At 69.0% G+C, this 26941-nt stretch carries 18 protein-coding genes; 9 read left to right on the top strand and 9 right to left on the bottom strand.

Translation table 11 applies throughout. From position 1 onward, the window contains the following. The first annotated feature begins 159 nt into the window (after positions 1-159). From ABIC65_RS20800 to ABIC65_RS20785, 4 genes are read left to right on the top strand one after another with little or no spacing between them, the layout of a single operon-like run. Positions 160-1071: an ABC transporter ATP-binding protein gene (locus ABIC65_RS20800; protein ID WP_354311301.1), complete on the top strand. Its 912-nt coding sequence runs from the start codon at positions 160-162 to the stop codon at positions 1069-1071. After that, positions 1068-1820, top strand: a complete 753-nt coding sequence (locus ABIC65_RS20795) for an ABC transporter permease (RefSeq protein ID WP_354311300.1) — start codon at positions 1068-1070, stop codon at positions 1818-1820. Before ABIC65_RS20800 ends, ABIC65_RS20795 begins: the two co-directional genes overlap by 4 nt. Next, positions 1817-2917: a sensor histidine kinase gene (locus ABIC65_RS20790; protein ID WP_354311299.1), complete on the top strand. Its 1101-nt coding sequence runs from the start codon at positions 1817-1819 to the stop codon at positions 2915-2917. The genes ABIC65_RS20795 and ABIC65_RS20790 overlap by 4 nt, the downstream gene beginning before the upstream one ends. Then, positions 2914-3522, top strand: coding sequence for a response regulator transcription factor (locus tag ABIC65_RS20785; protein WP_354311298.1), 609 nt, complete (start codon positions 2914-2916; stop codon positions 3520-3522). Before ABIC65_RS20790 ends, ABIC65_RS20785 begins: the two co-directional genes overlap by 4 nt. Here ABIC65_RS20785 and ABIC65_RS20780 read toward each other — a convergent pair. After that, positions 3519-4949 carry a carboxylesterase/lipase family protein gene (locus ABIC65_RS20780; RefSeq protein ID WP_354311297.1) on the bottom strand — a complete coding sequence of 477 codons (1431 nt, stop codon included), beginning with the start codon at positions 4947-4949 and terminating at the stop codon, positions 3519-3521. The genes ABIC65_RS20785 and ABIC65_RS20780 overlap by 4 nt on opposite strands. A gap of 157 nt (positions 4950-5106) precedes the next feature. On the opposite strand from ABIC65_RS20780, the gene ABIC65_RS20775 reads away from it, so the two are divergent. Further along, positions 5107-6312, top strand: a complete 1206-nt coding sequence (locus ABIC65_RS20775; RefSeq protein ID WP_354311296.1) for an alginate export family protein — start codon at positions 5107-5109, stop codon at positions 6310-6312. Between the two features lie 105 nt (positions 6313-6417). Then, a complete protein-coding gene (locus tag ABIC65_RS20770) occupies positions 6418-7857 on the top strand; it encodes an MFS transporter (RefSeq protein ID WP_436286756.1) in 1440 nt (479 codons plus the stop codon). An 835-nt stretch (positions 7858-8692) separates the two neighbouring features. Here ABIC65_RS20770 and ABIC65_RS20760 read toward each other — a convergent pair. Together ABIC65_RS20760 and ABIC65_RS20755 are read right to left on the bottom strand one after the other, a co-directional pair. Continuing rightward, on the bottom strand, positions 8693-9844 hold the full coding sequence (locus tag ABIC65_RS20760) for a YdcF family protein (protein WP_354311387.1): 1152 nt from the start codon (positions 9842-9844) through the stop codon (positions 8693-8695). Beyond that, a complete protein-coding gene (locus tag ABIC65_RS20755) occupies positions 9844-12345 on the bottom strand; it encodes a TonB-dependent receptor (RefSeq protein ID WP_354311294.1) in 2502 nt (833 codons plus the stop codon). Before ABIC65_RS20755 ends, ABIC65_RS20760 begins: the two co-directional genes overlap by 1 nt. A gap of 112 nt (positions 12346-12457) precedes the next feature. Here ABIC65_RS20755 and ABIC65_RS20750 point away from each other — a divergent pair, with 112 nt between their 5' ends. Both ABIC65_RS20750 and ABIC65_RS20745 read left to right on the top strand, forming a co-directional pair. Continuing rightward, a complete protein-coding gene (locus tag ABIC65_RS20750; protein WP_354311292.1) occupies positions 12458-13591 on the top strand; it encodes an ROK family transcriptional regulator in 1134 nt (377 codons plus the stop codon). A gap of 75 nt (positions 13592-13666) precedes the next feature. Next, the gene (locus ABIC65_RS20745; protein ID WP_354311291.1) at positions 13667-14506 is read left to right on the top strand and encodes a hydroxypyruvate isomerase family protein; all 840 of its coding nucleotides are present in this window, start codon (positions 13667-13669) and stop codon (positions 14504-14506) included. Between the two features lie 10 nt (positions 14507-14516). Here ABIC65_RS20745 and ABIC65_RS20740 read toward each other — a convergent pair whose 3' ends face one another. From ABIC65_RS20740 to ABIC65_RS20720, 5 genes are all read right to left on the bottom strand, one after another. Further along, the gene (locus ABIC65_RS20740) at positions 14517-16079 is read right to left on the bottom strand and encodes an alpha/beta hydrolase (protein ID WP_354311290.1); all 1563 of its coding nucleotides are present in this window, start codon (positions 16077-16079) and stop codon (positions 14517-14519) included. A 458-nt stretch (positions 16080-16537) separates the two neighbouring features. After that, a complete protein-coding gene (locus tag ABIC65_RS20735; RefSeq protein ID WP_354311289.1) occupies positions 16538-18826 on the bottom strand; it encodes an FdhF/YdeP family oxidoreductase in 2289 nt (762 codons plus the stop codon). A gap of 187 nt (positions 18827-19013) precedes the next feature. Next, entirely contained in the window at positions 19014-21425 is a 2412-nt protein-coding gene (locus ABIC65_RS20730; protein ID WP_354311288.1) for a TonB-dependent receptor plug domain-containing protein, read from the bottom strand. A gap of 104 nt (positions 21426-21529) precedes the next feature. Then, a complete protein-coding gene (locus tag ABIC65_RS20725) occupies positions 21530-21691 on the bottom strand; it encodes a hypothetical protein (protein ID WP_354311286.1) in 162 nt (53 codons plus the stop codon). A 91-nt stretch (positions 21692-21782) separates the two neighbouring features. Continuing rightward, a complete protein-coding gene (locus ABIC65_RS20720) occupies positions 21783-22172 on the bottom strand; it encodes a nuclear transport factor 2 family protein (RefSeq protein ID WP_354311386.1) in 390 nt (129 codons plus the stop codon). A 145-nt stretch (positions 22173-22317) separates the two neighbouring features. On the opposite strand from ABIC65_RS20720, the gene ABIC65_RS20715 reads away from it, so the two are divergent. Further along, positions 22318-24387 (top strand): M13 family metallopeptidase, encoded by a 2070-nt coding sequence (locus tag ABIC65_RS20715; RefSeq protein WP_354311285.1) that lies wholly within the window; start codon positions 22318-22320, stop codon positions 24385-24387. Positions 24388-24429: 42 nt separating this feature from the next. Here ABIC65_RS20715 and ABIC65_RS20710 read toward each other — a convergent pair whose 3' ends face one another. Further along, positions 24430-26916 carry a TonB-dependent receptor domain-containing protein gene (locus ABIC65_RS20710; protein ID WP_436286758.1) on the bottom strand — a complete coding sequence of 829 codons (2487 nt, stop codon included), beginning with the start codon at positions 26914-26916 and terminating at the stop codon, positions 24430-24432. Between the last annotated feature and the right edge of the window lie 25 nt (positions 26917-26941).

Raw genomic sequence — 26941 nt, 5'->3', positions numbered from 1 at the left:
TTGTTGCCCAACCGGAACAAGGGAGCAAAACCGCGGAACCGCCGATGCGTTCCGAAGGAGCCCGGTGCGCGATGGCATGCCCCGCGGGTGACATCTGTCACTGGGCCCGTCCCCCGCGACAGGGCAGGTTCGCCGCGTTCTTGAAAGGGGTTTCGACCGATGATCGACGATCTCGCCGCCGTCGCGCGGCTGTCCGGCGTATCGAAGCGGCTGGGCGGGCGGGCAGTGCTCGATCGCCTCGACCTGACGATCCGCGCCGGCGAAGTGACCGCGCTGCTGGGGCCCAACGGGGCGGGGAAAACGACCTCGGTCGCGCTGCTCACCGGCCGACTGGCGCCCGATGCGGGCACCGCGCAGTTGTTCGGGCTCGATCCGCGCCGTCCCGCCGCGCGCCGCCGTCTGGGCGTGATGCTGCAGAGCGCGGGGCTGCCCGACGTGCTGACCATCCGCGAGCTGGTGACGTTGCACGCCGGCTACTACCCCGATCCGCGCCCGATCGACGAAGTGCTGGCGCTGGCCGGGATCGCCGACCTCGCCGATCGCCGCTGCGGCGCGCTGTCGGGCGGGCAGGCGCGGCGGGTGCAATATGCGCTGGCGATCTGCGGCCGCGCCGACCTGCTGGTGCTCGACGAACCTACCGCGGCGATGGACCGAGGTTCGGCCCGCACCTTGTGGGGCACGGTCCGCGATCTTGCCGACGACGGTGCCGCGGTGCTGCTGACCAGCCACGATCTTGCCGAGGCCGATGCGCTGGCCGACCGCGTGCTGGTGATGGACGCCGGCCGGGTCGTCGCCGACGACACCCCGGCGGCGCTGCGGGCGCGGGCAGGGGGCTCGGTGATCCGCTGCCGCACGAGGTTGATCCCCGCGGCCGCCGCGCTGCTGCCTGCCGCGCGCGATGCCGAGATGGAGGGCGCGGACTTGCGCATCGTCAGCGCCGATGCCGCCGCTACCGTCCGCGCGCTGCTCGATGCCGATCCGGCGCTCACCGCGCTGCGGATCGCCGACGCAACGCTCGAAGACGCCATCGCGACCTTGCTCGCGCCCGTCCAGGAAAGGATCGCCGCATGACCGCCCTTGCCCTCCCGCACGGCGTCTGGCGTCGCGAGGCGCTTACCGAAGTGAAGCGCAGCCTGCGCCTGCCGCAATTCCTGCTGCCGACGGTGCTGACACCCGCCGGCTTCTACGGCCTGTTCACCCTCGCGCTGTCGCATGATCCCGCGCCCGGATTCGCCGCGGCGACGCTGGCGGGGTACGGCGTGTTCGCCGCGACCGGCCCGGCGCTGTTCGGCTTCGGTGCCGGCGTGGCGGTGGAGCGCGAACAGGGGCTGATCGAGCTCAAGCGCGTCTCGCCCATGCCCGCCGGCGCCTATGTCGCCGCGAAGCTGACCGCCGCCGTGGCGATGACTGCGCTGGCGCTGGTGCTGATCGACGCGTTGTCGATCGTCGCGGGCGTGCGGCTCTCCGCGGGCACCTGGGCGCTGCTTACGTTGCTCCACCTCGCCTCCGCCATACCTTTCGCACTGATCGGCTTCGGCATGGGGATGCGGATGAGCGCCAAGGGGGCGGTGGCGGTGGCCAACGCGCTGTTCCTCGGCTGCTCGGTGCTGGGCGGGCTTTGGATCCCGAGCCGGCTGCTGCCCGGCTGGATGCAGACGATCGGCGCTTGGACGCCATCCTACCACCTCGGCCAGCTCGCACGCGGAATCGTCGGCGCGGACACCATCGGCAGCCCCTGGATGCATGCCGCCGCCATCCTCGCGATGACGCTCGCCGACGCCGCCTGGGCCTGGACCGGCTGGCGGCGGAGCCCGGCTTGACCGCGCACCCCGTCCTCCGCGAGGCTGGCACGATGCAGAGCGAGACGTCCTATCAGCGGTTGCGGGGGAATGGCTGGCCCTGGCTCGCCTATCTGATCTTCGTGCCCTTCCCCTGGCTCTGGGCCAAGCCGGACGCCACCACCATGCTCGTGGCGGCAGTGGCGATCGGCCTGTTCCTGCCGCTCTATCTGGCCTCGACCCGGGTTCCGGACCGCGCGCTGATCCCCATCGCGCTGGCCATGCTGGCGCTCGGCATCGCGGTCGCGGGCCTGCCGCTGGGCTGGACGACCTTCTGCATCTATGCAGGGGTGACGGCCGCCCGGCTGCGGTCGCGCCGGCGTGCCGGCATCGGCATCGGCGCCATCGCTGCGGTCACTGCGGTGACCGGCCTTGCCTGGCACCAGCCGATCCTGTGGTTCGCGCCCGGCGTGCTTTTCGTGGTGATGAGCGGCGTCGCCACCATGTCGAGCTTCGCCTTTTACGAGCGCACCCAGGCGCTGCTCGCGAGCCAGGAAGAGGTCCGCCGCCTCGCCGGCACCGCCGAGCGCGAGCGGATCACCCGCGACCTGCACGACGTGGTCGGGCGCACGCTGACGCTGGTCGCGCTCAAGGCGGACCTCGCGGCGCGGCTGGTCGACCGTGATGCCGCTGCCGCCCGGGAAGAGCTGGCAGCGATCGCGGCGGCGGCCCGCTCGGGCCTTGCGGAAGTGCGGGCGGCGCTGACCGGGCAATTGGGCGGCTCGCTCGCGACCGAGGCCAGCGCCTCGCTGGCCGCGCTCGAGACCGCGGGGATCGAGCCCGTCGTCACCGGCGATCCCACGGCGGTGCCCGCCGATGCCGGGGCGATCCTGGCGATGACGCTGCGCGAGGCGGTGACCAACGTGATCCGCCATGCCGGGGCGCGACGCTGCGCGATCGGCTTCGAGTCCGCCGAGGGAGACGCCCGGCTGGTGGTGGAGGACGACGGCGTCGGGCTCTCCTTCCGCGAGGGCAATGGCCTGCGCGGCATGCGCCAGCGGCTGGTCGCGGCGGGCGGGCGGCTGGAGCTGCAGGCGCTCCAGCCCGGCACCCGGCTGGAAGCGAGCGTGCCGGCATGACCATCCGCATCGTCATCGCCGAGGACCAGGGGCTGGTGCTCGGCGCCATCGCCGCGCTGCTGGCGCTGGAGAGCGACTTCGAGATCGTCGGCCGCGCAGCCGATGGGGATGCGGCGCTTGCGCTGGTCCGCGCGCACACGCCCGACATTCTGCTCACCGATATCGAGATGCCCGGACGCACCGGGCTCGACTGCGCGCAGGTCCTCGCGGCCGAGAAGGCGCGCACGGCGGTGGTGATCGTCACCACCTTCGCGCGCCCCGGCTATCTCGCCCGCGCACGGGCGGCGGGGGTGCGCGGCTATCTGCTCAAGGACGCGCCGGTCGACACGCTGGTCGCCGCGATCCGCACCGTCGCCGCCGGCGGGCGGGTGATTCCGCCCGAACTCGCCGCGGCCGCCTGGGAAGCGGGCAGCGACCCGCTCACCGATCGCGAGCGCGACGCGCTGCGGCTCGCCGAGGAGGGGCTGTCGAACAAGGACATCGCGCGCCGCCTGGGCCTCTCGCCCGGCACGGTGCGCAACTACCTGTCCGAAGCCGCGGGCAAGCTCGGTGCGGCCAACCGGATCGAGGCTGGCCGCACCGCGCGGGCGAATGGCTGGCTCTAGCGCTGCGAAGGGCCTGCCGCGTCGATTTCCGCGCCCCAGGGATCGCGCCCCGCCACCGCCTTGCCGTCGGGGGTGAAGTCGAGGATCGTGTCGTCCTTGGCCGTGAAGCGCGGCCAGGCCGGCAGCCCGGCGCCGTTCGGATCGCCCTTCCTTGCGAAGTTGGCGAGATAGGCGCTGATCGTCCTGCCCATCTGCACGTCCCGCGGCGTCGTCGCCGCGCCATATTTGATCGCGGCATTGTCGAAGAAGAAGGGGATGTCGGTGGCGTGGCCGGCGCCGGGCTTGCCGACCGAGTCCGCCACATAGGAGAAGCGATATTCCCACACCGGCACCTTCTGCGCGGCGATGCGGGCGCTGGCCTCGCGCGCGCCGGCGATCATGAAGCCGGTTTTGCCGCCCATGTCCGCGCTAGTCGCGCCGATCAGCATCGGCACCTTCGCGAACTTGCCGCTGGCATAGGCCTGTTCCTGGTCGACCAGCAGCGTCCCGTCGCGCATCGGCCCGCCATAGGTACGCGGGCCGGGCTTGGGCTGGAACAGCTCGATCATGCTGAGCCCGTCGGTCACCTGCTCGGCGCTCAGTGCGCGGAGCTTGTCGAGCGCATCGGGCGCGGCGGGATCGATGCCATGAGCCCGCGCGAGATTCTCGCCGATCGCCTCGGCCTCCTTGAGGGTCGCGCTCGTCGCGGTCCGGGCATTGCCGCCCGACATCACCACCGCCTTGTGGAACAGCCCGCGCGCGAGCGGCGAGGTGACCAGCGTGTGGACGGACATCCCGCCCGCGCTCTCGCCGATGATCGTCACGTTCGCCGGGTCGCCGCCGAACGCGGCGATGTTCTGCTGCACCCATTTGAGCGCGGCGATCTGGTCCATGAAATTGTAGTTGCCGAACAGCCCGTCGGGATTCGCGGCGCTGAGCTGGGGCAGCGCGAAGCTGCCGAACCGGCCGACGCGGTAGTTGAAGCTGACGAACAGCACGCCCTGCTTCGCCATGTTGGCGCCGGCATAGGTGGGCGGCGACGAGCCGCCGTTGACGAAGCCGCCGCCATAGATCCACACCATCACCGGCAGCTTGGCCTTTGCCGCCGCGGGCTTCCAGACGTTGAGATAGAGGCAATCCTCGGCGGGCGCGGTGCCGAGCGGCGCGGCATCGCTGGGGAAGGGCTTCTGCATGCAGTCATGGCTGTATTCGGTCGCCGGGCGGATGCCGCTCCATGCTGCGACGGGCTGGGGCGCGCGCCAGCGCAACGGACCGACCGGCGGCGCGGCGAAGGGGATTCCCTTCCAGCTTACTACGCTGTCCTCGATCGCGCCCTGCACCTGGCCGCTCTGCGTCGCGACCACCGGGCCGCCTGCCTGCGCCAGCGCGGCACCGGGCAGCATCCATGCCGCCATGCCGCCGATCAACGCTGCTTTCCATGCCTTCATGCGCCTCGCTCCCACGCGGTTGTTCCCGCCTAGCTAGCCCAAAACCTCCCGGGCTTCTCCACAAACTTGACCTGCAAGCCCCTGCTCGGACAAACTTTGTAACTGGGAGAGGGGCGAACGTGCGGCTAGCGCCGCCGTTTCGTGAAATGGGGGATAGATGCGGCTCTGGATCACCACCGCGGCGACGCTCGCCGCCGCAACGCCGGCCTGCGCGCAAGAGGTCGCCATCAAGCCGCTGATCGAGGCGCGTACCCGCTACGAGCATCTCGACCAGGCCGAATTCGCCGACGCCTCCGATGCCGTGACGATCCGCGTCCGCGCCGGCGCCGAGATGACCCGCGGCCGCTGGGTCGCGCTGGGCGAGGCGCAGGGCAATCTCGCGGTGATCGGCGACTATTATGACGGGCTGCACGGCCCGGCCAATCGCCCGACGATCGGCGATCCCGAGAATGTCGCGATCTACCGCGCGCAGCTGCAATATCGCTCGGCGCCGCTCACGGTCACCGCCGGGCGCCAGCGGATCACGCTCGACGACGAGCGCTTCGTCGGCGGCGCGCAGATCCGCAACAACGCCCAGACCTTCGATGCCGTCCGCACCGAGATCGTGCCGGTAAAGGGCCTCAAGCTCGACCTCACCTATGCCTGGGACGTGCGGACCATCTGGGGCACCGAGGGGCGGGGAGCGCGCCAGCGCGGGGTGGGCGGCCACAATGTCTTCGCCAATCTCGGCGCCGCGACCCCGCTCGGCACGCTGACCGGCTTCGCCTATCTGATCGACCAGGACGAGGCCGAGGTGCAGGGCTTCCGCCTGTCCAGCCAGAGCTATGGCGTGCGGCTGGCCGGCAGCCGCGCGCTCGCCCCGCAGGCCAAGCTGCGCTACCAGCTGAGCTGGGCGCGCCAGTCCGACTATCACCACAACCCGACCCGATATCGGGCGGACTATTGGCTCGCCGATGCGGCGCTGGACGTGCGCGGCTGGACGCTCAACACCGGCTATGAAGTGCTAGGCGCCGATGGCGGGCAGCCGCTCGCCAGCTTCCAGACCCCGCTCGGCAGCGTGTTCAAGTTTCAGGGCTGGGCCGACAAGCTGACGGTCACCCCGCCCAACGGCGTGCGCGATTTCTATGCGGGTGGTGGCTATGGCTGGAAGAAGCTGGGGCGGATCGATGCGCTGTCGCTGCAGGCGGTGTGGCACCGCTACCAGAGCGACCGGCTGAACCAGCATTATGGCGACGAGTGGAACCTGCTCGCCACCGCCAAGCTGCGCAAGACCCAGCTCTCGGTCCGCTACGCCCGCTACGAGGCGGACCGCTTCGCTACCGACACCAGCCGCTTCTGGCTGCAGATGGACTGGGCTTATTGACGGAAGACGCGTCGCCAAACTGCAATGGAATTGACCTAGGCGAGAAACGCCAACGTTTCCGCACGAAGGACGCCTCCGATCGCGACGCTCGCCACCGAAGGCCGGATGCTGGCCTATGCCGCCGGCAATTTCGGCAAGGCGCTGCTGTTCAGCGGTGCCGACCTGACGATCCTGTTCCTGCTCACCGATGTGCTGGGGCTGGACGGCGCGCGGGCGGCGGGGCTGATGCTGTTCGCGCTGCTCGGCGACCTGGTGTTCGACCTGCTCGCCGCGCGGCTGGTGCTGCGCTGGCGGGCGGCAGGGCGTGGCTATCGCTGGGCGGTGGGCTTTGCCGCGATCCCGTGCGGCGCCGCCTTCGCGCTGATCTATGCGGTGCCCGCGCTGGGGCTGCATCGCGGCTGGATGCTGGCGGCGGCGATCCTGGTGTTTCGCGGTGCCTATGCGGTGGTCGACGTGCCGCACAACGCGCTGATGGCGCAGGTAAGCCGCGACAGCCGCGCGCGTGGGCGAGTCTCCGGCTACCGGCTGTTCTTCAGCACCGCGAGCGCGCTGGCGATCGCCGGTGTGCTCACGCCGCTGGTGCAGCAGGCGGGACATGCGCGTCAGTTCGGCGCGTTGGCGCTCACCGGCATCGGCGCGGGGCTTACCTTCGCGCTGACGATGCTGCTCTGCGTCTGGGCGTGTGGCGGGCAGCGCGGCGCTGCGCCGGCACTCTGCGGCGACCGGATCGCGGTGCCGCTGCGCGACCCGATGGTGCTGGGGATGGGCGCGCTGGCGCTGATCACCGGCTTCGCGATGCCCTGTTTCGGCCGGATGCTGATGTATCTGGGGACCTATGTGCTCGCGCGGCCGGGCGCGGTGACGCTGCTGCTCGGCGCGATGACCGTCGGGCAATTCGGCGGCGTGCTCGCCTGGACCGCGCTGACCCATCGCTTCGGCAAGAGCCGCCTGCTCGCCGCCGGACACGGCGTGAGTGCCGCCGGCCTGCTGGTCTTCGCGCTCTGCACCGCCTGGCCCTCGGGACAGATGGCCGGTGCCGTGCTGATCGGCTTCGGTTTCGCGAGCGTGTTTATGCTGCCCTGGGGACTGCTCGCCGACGCGGTGGACGTCGTAGAGTGGCGGCACGGACGGCGCTACGAAACCGGGCTGTTCGCCTTCTACCTGGTGCTGGTGAAGGCGAGCGGCGCCGCCTCGACCGCGATGATCGGCTGGGTGCTGGGCGGGCTCGGCTATATTCCCGGTGCGATCCAACCGGCGGGCGTCCGCCTCGGCATGCTGGGCCTGGGCCTCGGCGTGCCGCTGGCGGGCGCACTGCTGGCGTTGCTGCTGCTCCGCCGCTTCACGCTCGGCCATGCCCAGCACGCACGGCTGCTGCGCGCGCTGGCCCGGCGTCAGGCGGGTGCCGAGCCGGTTTCGGGATCGAACTTGGGGTTGGAGAAGTCGAGCGGCGACGGCGTCACCTTGGCAGGCGGCCGCGCACTCTCTGCCCAGGCACGGCAGAGCATGTCGCGCAGCATCGCCGCCCCCGCCGCGGTCCGTTCATAGACCAGCGCGCGCACGTCCTGGTCGGCGGCGTTGGCGAAGCCGTCGCGCTTCTCGAGCTGGTAGACGCGCTCCATCCGGTCGCCCGACTGGTCGAGAAAGCCGAGCACGGCGGTGAACATGTCGCCCTGCTGGTGCGCGGGGGCGGCGATCCGCGAGGCGATATCGGCCGGGGTCAGCCCGATCGCATCGACGAAGCGGCTCTCGAAGCGGCCATGGATGCTGCGGTCGCGGGTATAGTTGTTGGGGTTGGGCCCGAGCCAGCCGTCCGAGTTGATTGAGTCGTGGAGCGGCTGCGCGCCGTCGCCGATATAATGGCCAAGCCGGATCACGTCGAAAGCGCAGTGCTGCTCAGGCACCGCGGCATCGCCGCCGCTCGCCTGCGCCGCGCGGATCGCGCGCATGCAGACGATTACCCGCTCATAGGCCTCCATCGCCGCATAGGGCAGCGTGCCGGTCCAGCGGACATTGGTCCGCGCGGCAGTGGCGGGATCGCTGTCCTTGATCGTCTCATAGTGTTTGTAGAGCGCGATCACGAAGGCATAGCGCGAACGCGGGATCGGCTTGAGGAAGGCGAACTGCTCGCGGAACCAGCCATGGTTGGGATCCTCCTCGATCTTCGAGAAGCCTTCGGAATCGCCGCGCCAGCTGTCGGGCAGCGTCGCAGAGGTCGCGATATAGTCGGCATAGCGGCGCAGGAAGGTCGGGCCGCCCTCGGGAATCGCCTGGATCGCCGCGCGGTCGATCACCGCATGCGCGGTATGCCCCCAGGCATGGGCGACGGCGGGGGCGAGCAGCAAGGCGGCGGCCAGGGCGAAGCGGCGCATGGCGGGTTCTTTCAGGGGTCGAGGGGATCGCGCGGGTCGACGCGCTCAGACGCGCGCGACGGGCGGAACACGAGTTCGGTGGGCGAGACGCGGCGGACGACCTTGCCGGGCTGGTAGCCGAGCTCGGCGGCGTTGCGCTCGGTGAACCGGGCGCTTTCGATATAGCCGCTTTGCAGCGGGTTGCAGACGATCACCGTCTCCATCGCCAGCGGTGCGCCCATGGCGGCGAGAAGTCGGCTGGCGTTGCGCAGGTTGGTGGTGGTGTGGCGGGCATAGGGCTCGCTGACGATGGCGTCAGCGGGGATGCCGTAGCGCTCGATCAGTGCCTTGCGCATCTCGTCGGCCTCGGTGAACGGCGTCGCGCGCGGGTGGGCCCGGCCGCCGGTGACGAGAACAAAGGCGATGTCGCCGCGTGCGAACCGCTGCGCGGCAAGGCGGAGATGGTATTTGCCGAAGGGGCTGAGCGGCTCGCCCTCGATCTCCGGGCCAACACCGGTGACGATCATCGCGCTGTAGCGATAGCGCTTCCAATCCAGCTTCTTTGCCCGCGCCATCGGCGCGGCGTTGGCGCCGCCGGTCAGCGGTTCATGGCCGATCGCATCGGTGCGGTCGCTCGCATCGAGCAGCGCGAGGACATAGTCGATGCTGGGGTCGAGCCGCTGCACCGATCCGTCGCGCGGCGTCTCGGCAAGCCAGTCGGCTGCCTGGAGCCGGGCGGCGAGGTCCTTGGGTGCGATCGGGCCGGGGCCGTCGATCGGCGTCGCCGGGGCGGCACCGAGCGCATAGACGCGCACGATCCCGTTGATGCCGGCGATCTCGCGGTCGAGCTGCGCGGCGCGCCCGTCCTCGGCCGCGGGGAGGCGGGCCTCGCCCGCCACCGCAGTGCGCAGCGCCGCCGCCTCAATCTCGCTCCACAGCAGCGCCTGCGCACGGCAGGCCAGATCCTGCCCGCACGCAGCGCGACGCTCCCGCCGCGCGCGCAGCACGCCCTCCATCCCCGGCGCCTTGGCGATCCGATCGAGCGCCGCCGGGTCGTGCCCGGCGGCGTCGAGGGTGGGGAACAGCCGTGCCGACAGCGCCGCCATCACCGCATCGTCCGACGCCCATGCCGGGACGGCGAACACGGTCACCGCCAGCGCCGCGGTGGCGAGCATTGCCCGCATCACCAGCTGCGGCTGACGATGAAGCGGAAGTTGCGGCCGAACAGCGGGCGGCCGTAGATCGCCTGGCTCGAGCCCTGGCCGGCGAACTGGTCGGTGCGGGTATTGCCCTCGGTCAGGCCGTGCGCGTTGAACAGATTGTCGCCGACCACCTGGAAGTGCCACGCGCCCCAGTCGAGCGAGGCACCGCCGCCGATCGTCTGGTAGCCCGGCATCGCGGTGCGGTTGAACAGGTCGACATAGCGCTTGCCGACCCATTCGTAGCGGCCGAAGATCGAGACCTTCTGCTCGCCCAGCGCGAAATCGACGCTCGGGCGCAGATTGCCGAAGAACTTGGCCTCGCGGATGATCTGGTTGCCGTTGACCGCGCTCGGATCCGCACCGGAGGTGTTCTGGAGATTGGCATATTCGGGGTTCTGCCAGGTCACCGAGCCATCAAGTGCAAACCAGCGGATCGGCGAGACGCGGCCGTCGACCTCGACGCCCTTGACCGAGGCCTCGCCGATGAACGGCAGCGTCTGGTCGTTGCGGCCGGTCAGCGGGTTGAACGCCGCGAACGAGGCGTTGAACGGGTTGAACTTGGTGTAGAAGCCGGTGGCATAGAGATAGTTGGGGCCGAAGCTCGCCTTGAGGCCGACTTCATACTGGCGCGCCTTGGTCTTGAGGATCGTGGCGTTGATGCCGGTCACCACGCCGAGCTGCGGCGGCACTTCCAGGTTCGAGATGCGGCCATAGGCGCCGAAATGGCCGTTGAGGTCGTAGTTGACGCCGACCGTCCAGTTGGTCGCCTTGGGCTTCAGGCGCTGGTCAAGCACCTGGCCGGTGAAGGCGCGGGTGGTGTCGTCGGCCAGCGTGGTAGCGTCGCCCAGGTTCACCTGCGTCGTAGGCAGCGCGATGCCCTTGTAGTCGTACATCTCGGTGCGGATGCCGCCATCGACGCGGAGGCCCCGGGTGATCTCCCAGGTGTCGTTGGCGTAGAAGGCGATCATCTGCGCGTCGCCTTCGCCCTGGTTGAGCGTGGTGGTGTAGCGCAGCACGCCGTTCTGGGTGACCGAGCCCAGCACCTGGCCGGTCGCCGAATAGGCGAGCAGGTCAAGCGTGCGCGGCTGGCTGCGCACTTCGATCAGCATGTCCTGATAGGCCTGGAGCAGCGTGTTGCCGTAGAAGGCGCTGTACACGCCGACGCGCACGTCGTGGCTGCCCAGGCCGGTCTCGAACTTGCGGGTGACGCTGAGGTCGCCCTGGACCGAGTAGAAGTCCGATTCCGAGGCGCGATACTGGCCGGACATGACGAGGCCCGAGGCGGTCGACGGATCGTAGACCGACGCGCCGTTTGTCCCCGCGAACGCATAGCCGAGCCGCGCGACATTGGGGCCGAAGGCGGTGCGCGCGGCGGTCAGATAGCCGGCGGCGAAGGTCGCCGCATCGGCCGGGTTGGTGGTCGAGTAGAAGGCGTCGAAGCTCGACTTGCCCTTGGTCCCGCCGATCTTGGCCGAGACCTGCCAGCCGTTGAAGTCCGCATCATAGTCGATCGCCGCGTTGAAGAAGCGCATGTGGCGGCCGTTGGAGAGGTCGCGGGTCATGCTCTGCAGCGCACCCGAACCGTCGCGATACTTGATGTTGACGTTGCGCAGCGACGGCGAGTTCAGCGTGCCTTCGAAATAGTCGATATAGTTGTTGAGCGACACCGACGGATTGCGCGGATCGTTGGTCGGGATCGGCAGATAGAAGACGTTGTGGTCGTTGACGTACTCGGCCGAGACCTTGAGCGTGCCGTTGCTCAGCTGGCGCTTGAGGTTGGCGCGGATCTGGCCGCCCTTGTCGCTCGGGAAGCCACCATAGCGATAGCCGTCATGCTGGCGGATAAAGCCGCCGATCGCGTAGGTGGTGTTGTCGCTGAGCGGGCCCGACTGCATCGCGTCGAGCCGGTAGAGGCCGGTATCGCCCAGCGTCAGCTGCGCCTTGCCGCGTGCCTGCTGGGTGCCCGAGACGGTGATGTTGTTGGCGATCGCCGCAGCGCTGCTCGCATAGATCGGCGCCGGGCCGCCGCGGACGATCTCGACCCGCTCGGTCATCAGGTCGTAGCGGTTCATGCCTTCGCCGGAGTTGAAGAACACACCGTCGATCTCGTGGTAGAGCGGCAGGCCGTCCTGCTGGAAGATCAGATAGCCGCGATCGGTCGGGATGCCGCGGATGCGGGTGATGTTCTGCACCTCGCCGCCGGTCGCCTCGACCTGGATGCCGGGGACGGTGCCGAGCAGATCGGCGAAGCTCTTCGGCGCGATCTTCTGGACGTCAGCCTGGCTCAGCGAGTTGATCGCATAGGAGACGTCGAAGCGGCGCTGCGCGCGGGCTGAGCCGGTGACGATGATGTCGCCGCCGGTATCCGCATCGGCCTGGGCCGGATCGGCGGCGGGCGCGTCGCTGGTCTGCGCGAAGGCGGGTACGGCGGCGAGGCTGAGCGCGAGCACGGCGCAGCCGGTGGCGAAATGGTGCTTCTTCATCGGATCGTTCCCCCGAGTTGTTCTGAACTTGGATGCGCCGATGCGCGGGGTCGATGACAGATTTATTTATTCCTGGGAAAATTAATCACCAATCGTTATCCGCGTACCTATCATGAGATATCCGCCGGTCTCGCTGCTCGACGAGGAGAAGCGCCTGCTTTGGCAGCTGCGCACCCATGGCCCCCAGTCTCGCTCGGACCTGGCGAATGTGCTGCAGATCAGCAACGCGGCGATCTCGAAGCTGACCAAGGCGCTGATCGGGCAGGCGCTGATCGAGGAACTGCCTGCCGCGCCGCTGGCCGGGCGCGGACGGCCGACGGTGCCGCTGCGCATCTCCCCCTCGGGTGGCTATGCCGTGGGCCTGGCGCTCTATGCAGGCATATTGGAGATCGCCGTGGTCGACTATGCTGGCGGCACCATCGCGCTCACGTCCGAGAAGATCGCGCCGCTCGATCCGCAGGGGTTCGCGCGCCATGTCGACCGCCGCATCCACGATCTCGCGCTCGAGCATCGCCTGCTCGGCCGCCGACTCTATGGCATCGGCTTCGCCGCGCCCGGACCGGCGCTGTCGCGCGACGGCAATCGCTGGCACATCGTCCGCAACCTGCCCGGCTGGAAGGACGCGCCGCTGCGCGACCTGTTCGAGGAAACGCTGCGCCTGCCGGTGTGGATCGAGAACGACGCGACCGCGGCTGCGCTCGCCGAATATTATCTGGGCGGGCTCATCCAGCGCTGCACCACCGCCGTTGTAATTCTGCTCGGCCACGGCGTCGGGGCGGGGATCGTCCATGAAGGGCGGCTGATGCGTGGCGAGTCAGGCGGGGCAGGGGAGATCGGCATGTTCTACCCCGGCGACCGGCCGCGCCCGACCACGCTCGACCTGATCGCGACGCTGCAGGCGGCGGGCTGCCCGGTGGAGTCGCTCGCGGATTTCGAGGAGGCGATCCCCGGCTATGAGGCGATCGTCGAAGGCTGGCAGGAGCGCGCCGCCGACCAGCTGCTCCAGACGATCAACTCGGCGCTGGCGTGGCTCGATCCCGGCGCGATCCGGCTGATGAGCCCGCTGCCCGCGCCGATCATGCACGGCCTGGCCGAGCGGCTGAACCGCCGCGCGATCGCCTGGGGCGACCATGTCTCGACAAGCGAGCGCGGGCGCTACCCGATCGAAATCTCGCAGCTGGGCGGCGCGGGATCGGCCTTGGGTGCCGCGCTGCTGCCGATCCATGCCTCGATCGCGCGGATCTGAGTCCCGCAGCAACGAATTAGATGACAAATGCGACGCAGTGCCTATCCTCGGCCGCACAAGAGGAGAGGGATTGCAATGATCACGCGGCGCGGACTGATGGCTTCGTCTCTGGCGACCTGGGCGCTGTCTGCCGTGCCCGCCTGCTCGGCGCCCGCCGGTCGGCTCAAGCAGTCGGTGAGCCGCTGGTGCTATCAGGACATTCCGCTCGACACGCTGTGCGCGGCCGCTGCGAAGATGGGCCTGCAGGGCATCGATCTGCTCGAACCCGCCGACTATGAGACGCCGCGCCGCTACGGCCTGCGCTGCACCATGGGCTATGCCGCCCCGGGGATGACGATCGCCCACGGCCTCAACCGGCGCGAGCATCACGCCGCGTTCGAGCAGGCATTCCGCACCGGCATCCCGCAGGCGGCCAAGGCCGGCGTGCCCAACGTCATCGCCTTTTCCGGCAATCGCCAGGGCATGTCCGATGCCGAGGGGGCGGAGAACACCATTGCCGGGCTCAAGCGGCTCGCGCCGATCGCCGAGGATCACGGCGTGACGATCTGCGTCGAGTTGCTCAACAGCAAGCGCGACCATCACGATTACATGGCCGACCACACCGCCTGGGGGGTGCAGGTCGCCAAGGAAGTCGGCTCGCCGCGGGTGAAGCTGCTCTACGACATCTACCATATGCAGATCATGGAGGGCGACCTGATCGCCACGATCCGCGAGAGCCTGCCGTGGATCGGCCATTTCCACACCGGCGGCGTGCCCGGCCGCCACAATCTCGACGACAGCCAGGAAGTCGACTGGCACGCGGTGGCGAAGAGCATCGCCGATCTCGGCTTCCAAGGCTATTTCGCGCACGAGTTCATGCCGACCGGCGACCCGCTGACCGCGCTCGCCCAGGCGGTACGCACCTGCACCGTCTGAGCCCAGCCGACTAGCGGGGCGGGGCGGTCGCTGCGACCTGCGGCTTCTCGCCGAGTACGCGGTCGAGCCAATCCCCCACCAGCGCCACCAGCCGGGGCGATCCCGCATTGGGGCCCAGTTTCGCAACCTCCTCCTCGCCGCCGGTGACCGCGCCCTCCTGGAACCAGTGGCTCAGCCCGCCGAGCACCACCACCGACGCCTGCGGATTCGCGGCGAGCGCCTTGCGCGCGTCCGCCGCTTCGATCGACGCCACCACCAGCGGATCCTTTTCGGCGAAGACGGCGAGTACCGGCATCTGCAGCGCCTTGAGATCGGACGCGGAGCGGAGCTTGTCCGCCCGCCAGACTTCCTCGGTATCGATCCTCGCGAGCGCGCCTTCGGCCAGCGGCCGGGGAAAGCCCGCCGCCTCGAACCGCGCGATCACCTCTGCGCGGCGCTGCGCGATCGTGGCCGCATCCTTGCGGTCGACCCGCGCCTGGAGCAGCGCCAGGGCGGCGTCCGCCGCAGGCTCGGCGACCGCCTGGGGCCGACCGGCGGCGCGCATCTGACTGAGCATTGCCTGGCGGAGATAGGGCAGGCCGTCGCCGACCGAGCCCGCAAGCGTGACGACCGCGGCAATCGTCGGGTCGGCAGCGGCGACGGCAGGCGCGATCACACCGCCCTGGCTGTGGCCGACCAGTGCGATGCGGCGGCCGTCGATTGCCGGATTGCGGCGCATCGTCGCCACCGCGGCCCTGGCGTCGGCCGTCAGCCTTTCGACATCCTCCTGGAAGATGCCCGTCGACTGGCCGATGCCGCGCTTGTCATATTCCAGTGCCGCGATGCCGTGCGCCGTCAGGCGGCGGATGATTTCCGTGTACCCGCCGCGACCATTGGGCCCATGCCCCTGAAGCACGATCGCAAGCGGGTAGGGCGCATGGCCGGTCCCGACGGGCAGGTGGAGTGTGCCTGCCAGCGTCACGCCGGGCTCGGAGACGATGCGTATGTCGGTCGCCACCTCGGACGGGCGGAAGGCGGCGAAGGCGCGCGCGACGGCGGCCTTGCTCGGCGTGCCGCGGAGGAAGGCGACGGGCCCCAGCTCGACGGCCGCACCGGTTTCCCCGAGCGGTACAGACAGGGATTGGGAGTTCGCGGCAAAGGTCGGCGGCGCCGTGCCGCGAACAGAGACCGACTGCCAGCGTGAGGTCAAGCGGAGGTCGGCGCTTCCGAACCGGGTATAGCCCGGAGCCCCGCCTTGCAGCGCGATCGTCATTAGAATCGGTCGCGCCGCTCGCGCCCAGAACACCGCCGTCACCTGCTCTCCCGCAGCGATTGCGGAGGGGATCGGCATGGTTGCCCCGCTCGACCAGGCGACCTTCGGGTACGCGTCGGGCTGCGGGACAACGATGCCGTGGCCCGGCACCGCAGTGTCGCGCTGGTGGCGATAGGCTGCTCCCCAGATCGCCCAGTCGCTGGCGCCGAGCGTCAGGTCCTGCGGCTGCGCGCTCGCCGGCCAGGGTGCCAGCAAGACCGTCGCGACCATCGCCAGCGATCGCGCCCGAACGTTCGACAAGGCTGCCTTTACACGCGTCATCCACCCCTCCATCTGATCGGGGGTCAGTGCCCCTCTTGCAAAACATCGCGTGCCCCCAGCCCCTGCGATGCGTGCCCAGACTGCCCACCGCCAGCGCCGGGATCCATCGGGAGAGAAGGCGGATCATGCCGCGGACCGCACGCCGCCCCGGCTCTGCGCATTCGCGTGCCAACGCCACACGTCGCGGTCAGTCGATAGGCATGCCGGGGCGTTCGCCCCGGCTGCTCGGGCGAACGCCACTCCACCTCGACCAAAACCTGACCGGCCATCCGCATCAGCAGGGGATAGACAATGCCCGAAAGCAGGGCGGTTACCTTCGCCAACTCATAGCTATGCCACCCAAGGGGCGAACGTTCATCGAGCGCCGCCAGCAGCGTCAGCATCTACAGGGATGGGCACGAGTCCGCGACATATGTCGTTTTCAACATATATAGATTTAATCGTCAAGACCGCGCGCGCTATCCGCCGACGGCTTCGACGGCTTTGCGCAGCCGTACCGGAATCGACTTGTACGAAGGCGTGCCGCTGCGCCCGTCAAAGTCCGCCAGCGGCAACAGGCAATTGGCCTCGGGATAATAAGCCGCGAGCGACCCGCGCGCGATCGCATGGGCGAGGACGGTCTGGCCGGCGAGCACCCGGTCGCCCGCTACCAGGTCCACCCGGTCGCCATGCGCCAGGCCATGGGCCGCCAGATCCTCGGCATTGGCGAACACCACGTCCCGCCGCCCGGTCACGCCGCGATAGCGGTCGTTGAGGCTGTAGATCGTCGTGTTGTACTGGTCATGGCTGCGGATCGTGGTGAGCGTCAGCTGGTCGTCGGCGGCGTCGGGATCTTCCTGGGTGGACGGATAGACCAGGAAATGCGCCTTGCCATCGGGGGTGTCCCACTCGCGCGCCGATGCGCCTACCCGCAGCCGGAACCCGCCTTTCACCTGGATCCGCGCGTTGAAATCGGCGAAGTCTGGGAACACCGCCTCGATCGCCTCGCGGATGCGGGCATAGTCGCCGACCAGCGCATCCCAATCGATCGGCGCCGCCGGCACCGCGGCCTTGGCGAGCCCGGCGATGATCGCCGGTTCCGAGCGAAGCTGGTCCGAGACGGGCTTCAGGAAGCCGCGCGACGCGTGCACCATCGACATCGAATCCTCGACGGTGATCCGTTGCTCGCCAGCGGCCTGCACGTCGCTTTCGGTCCGTCCGAGGCAGGGCAGGATGATGCTCTCGCGCCCCGTCAGCAGGCAGGTGCGGTTGAGCTTGGTGCAGATCTGGACGTTGAGGTCCAGCTTGCGGAACGCCGCGAAGGTCGTCTGCGGATCGCTCATCGCGACCGCGAAATTGCCGCCGAGCCCGATGAACGCCTTTGCGCGCCCCGCCTGCATCGCCGCCACCGCTTCGACCGCATTGTGGCCATGCGCGCGCGGGCTGGTGATGCCGAAGTGCGCATCGAGGCGGGCCAGGAACGGCTCGGCCGGGATTTCGGTGATGCCCACCGTCCGGTCGCCCTGGACGTTGGAATGGCCGCGCAAGGGGCAGATCCCGGCGCCCTCGCGCCCGATATTGCCGCGCAGCAACAGCAGATTGGCCATCTGCTGGACGGTTTCGGTGCCATGCCGGTGCTGGGTGATGCCCATGCCGTAGCAGAGGATCACCCGGTCGGCGCGGGCATAGACCTCGGCGATGCTCTCCATCGCGGCCTGGGTGAGCCCGGACCGCCGCTCCAGCGCGGGCCAGGCCTGCCGGTCCAGGTCCTCGACCAGATCGGTGAAGCCTGCGGTATGCGCCGCGATGAATGCATGGTCGAATACCGCCGGGCCGCCTTCCGCCTGCTGCGCCCGATCCTTGGCGAGCAGCGCCTTCATCACGCCCTTCAGCAGCGCGACGTCGCCGCCCACCTTCACCAGGTGATAGGCCGAGGCCAGCGGGGTCGAGCCGTTGGTGAGCATCTGGAGCGGCGCCTGCGGGTCCTGGAAACGCTCCAGCCCGCGCTCGCGCATCGGGTTGATGACGATGATCGGCACGCCGCGCCGCGAGGCCTCGCGCAGCGTCCCCAGCATGCGCGGATGGTTGGTACCGGGATTGTGCCCCATGCAGAAGATCGCGTCGGCATGCTCGAAATCGTCGAGCGTGACGGTGCCCTTGCCCACCCCGATCGACTGGGGGAGGCCAACGCTGGTGGCCTCGTGGCACATGTTGGAGCAATCGGGAAAATTGTTGGTCCCGAACGCGCGGACGAACAGCTGGTATAGGAACGCCGCCTCGTTCGAGGCGCGGCCGGAGGTGTAGAATTCCGCCTCGTTCGGATCGTCCAGCCCGCGCAGCACCGCGCCGGCGCGCCCGAAGGCTTCCTCCCATGCGATGGGCACGAAATGGTCGGTCGCCGCGTCGTAGCGCAAGGGGTGGACCAGCCGCCCGGCCTGTTCCAGCGCGTGATCGGACCAGTCCCAAAGCTCGGACACCGTGTGCGAGGCGAAGAAATCCGCATCGACGCGCTTCTCGGTCGCTTCCCAGGTGACGGCCTTGGCGCCGTTCTCGCAGAACTCGAAGGAAGAGGTGTGCTTGGGGTCGGGCCAGGCGCAGCCGGGGCAGTCAAAGCCTTCGGGTTGGTTGACCTCGAGCAACGCCCGCGCCCGCGCGCTGGCACCCATCTCGTTCTTCACGGCCAGGGCCACGGCGCGCAGGGCGCCCCAGCCGCCGGCCGGCCCACCATAGGGGGCGACGCCGTCCACGGGCTTGTCCGAACCGGCCATCTTCTTCTCCACCATCGACTGCCCAACTTGGCGCGCAAGGAGACGGCGCGGAAATCATACGGCAGTTTAGGTGTGGTGCGCGGGGGCGGCGAACGCAACGAGGCATAGCATCGATAATACATCTTATGTAAAGCCAGTGCGGGCCCGGGTGCGGGCGGACACCACCGCCCGCACCCACGCACAGGCCTTACCAGTTCACGCCGAGCCGGGCATAGAGATAGCGCCCGTTGAACCCGAACGGCGAATAATAGGGAAAGCCCACCACGCCGGTCGAATTGTTCGCCGGGATCGTCCGGTCGGGATACACGTCGAACAGGTTGCTCGCGCCCAGCGCGATCTGGGCGCCCTTGCGGGGCTGGAAGCGCAGTTCGAGGTCGCTGATCAGGTGCTGGCCCGTATGGATGTCGGCCGCCGGCGTCGTGCCCGGCTGGTTGACGTCGCCATAATAGGTGCCGCGCAGCGTCAGCCCGATCGGGCCCTTCGCCCAGTCGATCGTGCCGGTCACCTTCTCGCCGGGGGTGCCCTGCTCGATCGTCAGCACGCGGCTGCGCGCGAACAGCACCGGCGCCGGGTTCACCGTCGCGGTGTTGGTCGGCACGCGGGTCACCACGATCTCGTTGACGTTGCCCGCCAGCGTGAAGTCGAACGCGCCCGCCGGATCGGCGGCGTTGCCCAGCCGGTAATGCGCCACCGCATCGATGCCACGGGTACGCGAGCGCAGGCCGTTGATGAAGAAGCGCGCCGACGGCACGTTGAACGGATTGAGGATCGCCGCCACCTGCGGGCTGAAGCTCGCCTGGATGTTCTCGGACAGGCCAAGCTGGTCGCGCAGCCGGATCTCATAGGCGTCGACGCTGAGGTCGAAGCCGCCCGCACGGATCACCGTACCGACCGAGAAATTGGTCGACTTCTCCGGCTGGAGCGGCTTGCCGCCCAAGGCAGCGGCGACGGGCGCAGTGGACGGGAAGGTGCCGGTGAGGATCGGGGTGCCGTTCTGGACGACCTGCGCGATCGAGGTGAAATATTGCTGCTGCAGGCTCGGCGCGCGGAAGCCGGTCGAGACGGTGCCGCGCAATGCGAACCAGGGCGCCACGTCGTAGCGCGCCGAGAGCTTGCCGTTGGCGGTGTCACCGAAGTCCGAATAATGCTCGCCGCGCACCGCGACGTCGACGAGGAAGGCCTGGGTCACCTGCGCCTCGAGGTCGAGATAGCCCGAGACGCTGCGCCGCGACCGCTCGACCGCGTTGACCGGCGCGAAGCCGCCAAAGCCCTGCGCGCCCGGCGACGCACCGGCGACCGCGCCGGTAGCCGGCGCACCATAGGACGCCGCCTCGCCCGGCGTGATCTTGTAGCCCTCGCGCCGCCCCTCGGCGCCGAAGGCGAGGTTGAGCGACTGCAGCACGTCGAACTTGCGTCGCACGTCGAGCCCCGCCACCCACTGGTCGAAGATCAGCGCGCCGTCGTAGAAATTCTTCGGCGTCGCCGCGCCATAGGCATAGTTCGCCGAATTGGCCGTGCGATAGGCGATCTTGTTGCGGCCATAGCCGGCGTGCAGGTCGATACCCCAGTCGCCGAGATCGCCCTTCACGCCGACCGCGCCGACGGCGTTGGTCGACTTGGTGTTGATGATCGGCAGGAAGCCGTCCGGGTACCCTGCCAGCGCGGTGGCGGCGCTGGCCAGTCGCGGGAAGGCGGCGCTGCGGGTGTCGCGATCCTGGTAGCTGCCCCAGCCATAGAGGCTCCAGCCGCCGCCGATGCCCTTCCCGGCATTGACCGTGCCGGTGTACTGCTCGACCTGCGGATCGCCGAAGCGGCCGGTGACGCGGGTGGGCGTGACGCGCGGGTCGAAGTCGGCGCGATTGGTCGCCTGGCGGCTCACATACTCACCGGTGACCGTGACGAACCCGTCCTCGCCGAGGCCGAAACCCTGCCAGACCGAGGCGGTCAAGGCCGGCTCGCCGGTGGTGCTGCGGCTGCCGCGCGCCGTGTCGATATCGGTGCGATAGACGCCGTAGGTGGCCGAGGCCGCGCCGCCCGAGCGCGCCTCACGCAGCCGCAGGTTGATCACGCCGGCGATCGCATCCGAGCCATATTGCGCCGACGCCCCGTCGCGCAGCACCTCGATCCGCTCCAGCGCTGCGGTCGGGATGGTGTTGAGGTCGACCGCCGCCGAGCCGCGCCCGACCGAGCCGTTGATGTTGAGCAGCGCGGAGCTGTTCACCCGCACCCCGTTGACCAGCACCAGCACCTGGTCGGGCGAGAGACCGCGCAGCGTCGCCGGGCGGATCGCATCGGTGCCGTCGGTGGCGGAGGGACGCGGGAAGTCGATCGACGGCGCGACTGCGGCCACCGCGGCGCCAAGCTCGGTCGTGCCCTGGCGGCCCAGTGCCTCGCTGCTCAGCACGTCGACCGGCGAGGCCGTGTCGAGTCGCGAGCGGCCCTGGCTGCGCGTACCGGTGACGACGATCTCGTCGCCGCCACCATTGCCCGCGGCGCCCGCCTGCGCCGGCTCGGCGCTCGTCTGCTGTGCCTGCGCGGTGCCGGAGGCCAATGCCGCGGTGGAGGCTGCGATCAGCAGCGCGTGGCGAATGGTACGCATGGTCAACCCCTTGATCTCGTTCTTGTCTGCAGGTGATTTCCCATCTTCCGGCTGGGAATGCAGGAAAGAAAAGATTGGGGGGCGGAAACGCAGCGCGGAGCGCCTTATCGCAGCTCGAGACCGTCCTCGAACTGCGCATTGGCGCGATGCTGGAATGCCTCTGCCCGCCTGCGAAAGGCGGCGGCAACGACCGGGTTCCCGCACGATGCGGCGCGGGCGCGCTCTTCCTGGGCACGGCGTTCGAAGAAGGAACGGGAACTTGGCATGGGCGCATCTCCCGGGACGACGGCACGTCCCACAGGGGCGGAGGTAGTCGCTTCAACCGATGCCGCGCGCCTTTCGTTCCTCGGCGTTCGCTCAGGCGAGCGTGAGGTAGAGCTCGGCCTCGATCATCCAGGCGCCGCCGATCTCGCGCCACTTGGCGGTGTAGCCGCCGCTGGCTTGCACCGCCCCGTCTGCGGCCGACACGCCCTGCCAATAGCCATGCTCGAAGGCGATCGGGGCAACGGGTGAGACGAGCACCGTTTCCGGGACCCGGCTGTAGATGCTGCGCTCGCGCGCGGCGAACTCATGCTTCCACGCCTGGAGCTGCGCCTTGCGGCCGGTGATCACCGCGCTGTCGGTGCCGGCGACCAGCACCACGTCCGGCGCGAGCAAGGGTCCGATCGCGGCCAGGTCAGCCGCCGCCAGCGCGCGGTTGAAGGCGGCGCGGGCCATGCGGATGGCGAGTTCGGGCGAGGTCTGCATCGCCGCCTGCTCTACCGCCGCCCGCACGATCGGCAAGCCCGTCCCCTGCGCCCAACCGCCAATTTCCCGCGACGGATTGCCAGCCGCCCGCCACTGTGTAGACTAGGCTTAATTGTCGGCTAACCGACTGATTTGGAGACTTTCCTTGGCGCTGAAGCACGTCCTCCTGGCCTCTACCCTGTCGATCGCGGCGCTGGCCGCCCCCGCGCTCAGCCGCAAGCCGCAACAGACCGCCCCCGCCGCGCCCAGCGCAGAAGCGACTCGCTATGGCAGCTGGGGCTTCGACCTGTCGGGCATGGATCGCAGCGTGAAGCCGGGCGACGACTGGTACCGCTTCGTCAACGGCGCCTGGATCGATCGCACCAAGATCCCCGACGACCGCTCCTCCTTCGGCGCGTTCATCGTGCTGCGCGACCTCTCCGAGATGCGGCTGCGCGGGCTGATCGAAGGCTATAGCCCCACCGACGCCGCCAACCCCGATCGCCGGAAGGCCGCGACGCTCTACCGCGGCTATATGGACGAGGCGACGATCGAGAAGCTCGATGCCCAGCCGCTCACCCAGCGCCTCGCGCCGGTCAAGGCGGCGACGACCAAGGCGGCGCTCGCCGCGCAGATGGGCGCCTCGATGGGCGGGTTCGGCGCGAGCTTCTTCGGCGTCGGCGTGAGCGACGATGCCAAGCAGCCCGACACCTATGCGCTGTACCTGCGCCAGGGCGGCTTGGGGCTGGGCGACCGCGACCTGTATCTCGATCCCAAGTTCGCGCCGCAAGTCGCGCGTTACCGCCAATATGTCGCGCAGCTGCTCGGCATGGCGGGCTGGCCCGATGCGGCAGCGGCAGCCGACAAGGTCGTCGCGATGGAGACGCGCATTGCCGAGGCGCACTGGACGCGCGCGCAGAGCCGCGACCGCGACAAGACCTACAACCCCGTCAGCGTCGCCGAGCTCAAGGCGCAGGCGCCGGGCTTCGCCTGGGATCCGTTCTGGCAGGCGGCCGGGCTCACCAAGGCGAGCCGGGTGATCGTCGCGCAGAACAGCGCGGTGCCGAAGATCGCGCAGGTCTTCGCCGATACCGACCTGGAAACGCTCAAGGCGTGGCAGGCCTTCCGCATCGCCGACGACATTTCGCCGCTGCTCTCGAAGCGCTTCGCCGACGCGCAGTTCGACTTCCGCTCGCGCTTCCTCAACGGCCAGCCCCAGCAGCGCGAGCGCTGGAAGCGCGCGGTCTCGTTCACCGAGCGCGGGATCGGCGAAGGCGTCGGCCGCGACTATGTCGCGCTCTACTTCCCGCCCGAGAGCAAGGCGAAGATGGACGTGCTGGTCGGCAATCTGCGCGTGGCGCTCGCCGGCCGCATCAAGAACCTCGCCTGGATGAGCCCGGCGACCAAGGAGCAGGCGCTCGCCAAGCTGCAGGGCTTCACCGTCAAGGTCGGCTATCCGAGCAAGTGGCGCGATTACACTGCGCTGGAGGTCCGCCCGGGCGATCTGGTCGGCAATGCCGAGCGCGCCGGCAAGTTCGAATGGGACTATCGCCGCAACCGGCTGGGCGGCCCGGTCGACAAGGCCGAGTGGGGCATGACGCCGCAGACGGTCAACGCATACTACAACTCGGTCAAGAACGAGATCGTGTTCCCGGCGGCGATCCTGCAGCCGCCCTTCTTCGATCCCAAGGCCGACGACGCGGTCAATTATGGCGGCATCGGCGGGGTGATCGGCCACGAGATCAGCCACGGCTTCGACGACCAGGGCCGTAAGTCCGACGGCAACGGCGTGCTGCGCGACTGGTGGACCGCCGAGGATGCGACCAAGTTCGAGGCGCAGGCGGTGCGTCTGGGTGCGCAGTACGAGGCGTACAGCTTCGAGGGGCTGCCGGGCCTCCACATCAACGGCCGCGCCTCGATGGGCGAGAATATCGGCGATCTCGGCGGCGTGATGATCGCGCTCGATGCCTATCACGCCTCGCTCGGCGGCAAGCCGGCGCCGGTGCTCGACGGCTTTACCGGTGACCAGCGCTTCTTCCTCGGCTGGGGCCAGGTGTGGCGCACGCTGTTCCGTAACGAGGCGCTGCGCCAGCAGCTGGTCAGCGATCCGCACTCGCCCGGGCAGATCCGCGCGGTGAACCCACTGCGCAACGTCGATGCCTGGTATGCGGCGTGGAACATCGATCCCAGCCAGAAGCAATATGTCGCGCCCGCGGATCGCGTGCGGATCTGGTAAGCCCGTAAAATCCTCCCCCGCCAGGGGGAGGATTGGTCGGCTTCAGAAGTCGATCCGCACCGAGGTGCTGATCGTGCGACCGTTGATCGAGCGCGCCCGGACGATGCCGTTGGCCGGGATCGCCCCCTCCTCCGCCTCGGTGAAGCCACGCACGTTGAACAGGTTGTTGGCGTTCAGGGACACCAGCAGCTTCGGGATCGGCCGGAACTGGGCGAAGGCGTTGACCTGGGTATAGCCCGGCAGCTTGAGCTGATTGTTGTCCTGCGCATAGCTGCTGGTCGTGCCGATCACATTGGCGCCGATCGAGGCGCGGCCCAGTTCCACCTGCGGCGTCGCCTGGAAGATCAGGCTCGCCTGGCGCCGCGGGGTGTTGCCGACGGATGCGGGCGTGAGCGCATCGGCGACGATCCGGGAATGGGTCCAGGTCGCACCCGCGGTCAGGCTGAACGGCCCCTGCCGCACCGCGCCGTCAAATTCGAGGCCATAGGCACGGTAGGTGCGATCGATGAACACCTGGCGCGTCGCCTCGTAATTCTGCTCCTCGGTGCGCGCCCAGAAGCCGGTGAGGTTGAGCGTCAGCGGACCCTCGCGATACTTCACGCCGAGCTCGGCCTGGTTGACGAAGTCCACCGCCGCCGCCGAGCTCACCAGATGGCCGTCGGTGGTGCTCACCGCCGGACCGAACAGCAGCCGATCGGCATTGGCGCGGCCGCCGCGGCTGTAGCGGGCGAAGACCGACATATAATCGACGAAGCGATAGTTGATGCCCGCCGAATAGCTCCAATAGTTATAGCTGTAGTTGACCGGCGCGGGGCTGGTCAGCGGGATCACCGCGACGCGCGTCTCGGCATCGGAAATCACGCCGTCGCCGTTGATGTCGCGGCTGGTGGTGCCGACCCGGCCGCCGCCGAGATCGGCACCAGCGATCGAGCCGCTCGCATCGCCGAAATCATAGCGCACGCTGCCGCCGATCGAGACCTTGCCGACCTGGTAGTTGAGCGAGGCGAAGGGCGCGTTGACGTTATAGTCGACATTGTAGCTGCGCCGGCAGCACCCGCCGAAATAGGCGGCGCTGTAGCCGTAGAAGCCGTCCTGGGTGACCGCCGTCCCGTTGGCGCGGCGGACATTGACCAGCGCCGCGTCGCCACCGCCGCGCACGTCGGTGAGGATCGAGGTCCACAGCCAATCGGTGTCGATCGTCTGGCGCGACTTGTAGAAGCCGGCGGTGGCGGTGAGCTTGCCGGTGCCGACATCGAACGCCCGGCTCGCGCGCAGGTCGTTGGTGATGTTGTCGAGGCTGTTGAGCTTGGTGTCGAACACCACGATCTGTGCGAGCAGCCCGTTGCCGTTGAGCCCGGCGAGATTGGTGATCGCCTTGCCCGCGCTCGGGCCGCTGGCATAGGCGAGCGTCGCCCCTGCCCCGCCCATCGAGGTGGCGATGGTGCTGGCGCTGTCCACCGCGGCCGGGAAGTTCGAGATGAACCGGCCGGAAATGTCCGAATAGCGGAAGCGGTCGGTGACCGTCCAGCCGGCGAGCGTCGTCTCCGCCTCGAAGCCGATCGACTTGACCAGCGGGTGCTGGCCGTCGCGGAGATCGTCGGTCACCAGGTTGTTGTTGCCGTCCAGCGTCACGTTGCGCGTGAAGTTGGGCGTCAGCAGCTGGTCACGGTTGGAGCGAAAATTGGGAAGGTCCTGATAGCTCGGGTTGGCGTTGGTGCCGGTCACCCGCACCGGCATCGGCAGATAGCCGACCGCGCGATCGTCGAGGAACTTGCCGTACAGGCGGATATGGCCGCCCTCGAAGTCCTTGGTGACGTTGAACTTGAACTGGCCGCCCTTGTTGCCGTCATAGCCGATGCGGCGCGGGCCGGTGCCCTGGCGGTAGAAGCCGCCCATGTGAAAGCGCAGGCTATCGCTCAGCTTGGCGCCGTAATCGAAGTCGAGGCGATAGTCCTTGTAATCGAGCCCGGTGCTCGCCTGCACCGCGCCGCCTTCCGTGTCGCCGGTCTTGGAGATCATGTTGATCACGCCGCCGGGCGAGTTCGACGCGAAGGTCGAGGCCGAGCCGCCGCGGATCGACTCCACCTGCGCCAGGTTGAGGTCGGCGCGCAGGAAGATGTCGGCATTGCCGAAGGTGATGTCGCCGAATTCGAGCACCGGCAGCCCGTCTTCCTGCAACTGCAGGAACTTGGCGCCGCCCGAGGCGATCGGCAGGCCGCGGATCGAGATATTGGCATTGCCCTCGCCGCCCGAGCTTTCCGAGCGGATGCCCGGCAGGCTGCGGAAGATTTCCGCCACCGAGCGCGGCGCCGCCTTCTGGATGTCGTCGGCCTTGAGCGAGCTGGTCGACACGGCGGTGTCGAGCCGGTCACGGCCGCGGGCCACGGCAGTGACGACGATTTCGGTATAGTTGGACGCTTCCACTTCCTGCGGCGGGATCGCGTCCTGCGCGAAGGCGGGGACGCTGGGGATCGCCAGCATGCTGCCGATCAGCAGCAGACGACGCAATTGGTTCGCGCGCACAGACATGGCCATGAGCCTCTCTCCCTGATCC

Source organism: Sphingomonas trueperi, assembly GCF_040545665.1.
Classification (GTDB): domain Bacteria; phylum Pseudomonadota; class Alphaproteobacteria; order Sphingomonadales; family Sphingomonadaceae; genus Sphingomonas; species Sphingomonas trueperi_B.
Note: the sequence above shows the minus strand (reverse complement) of the source record. Positions and strands in the feature narration are given on the sequence as shown.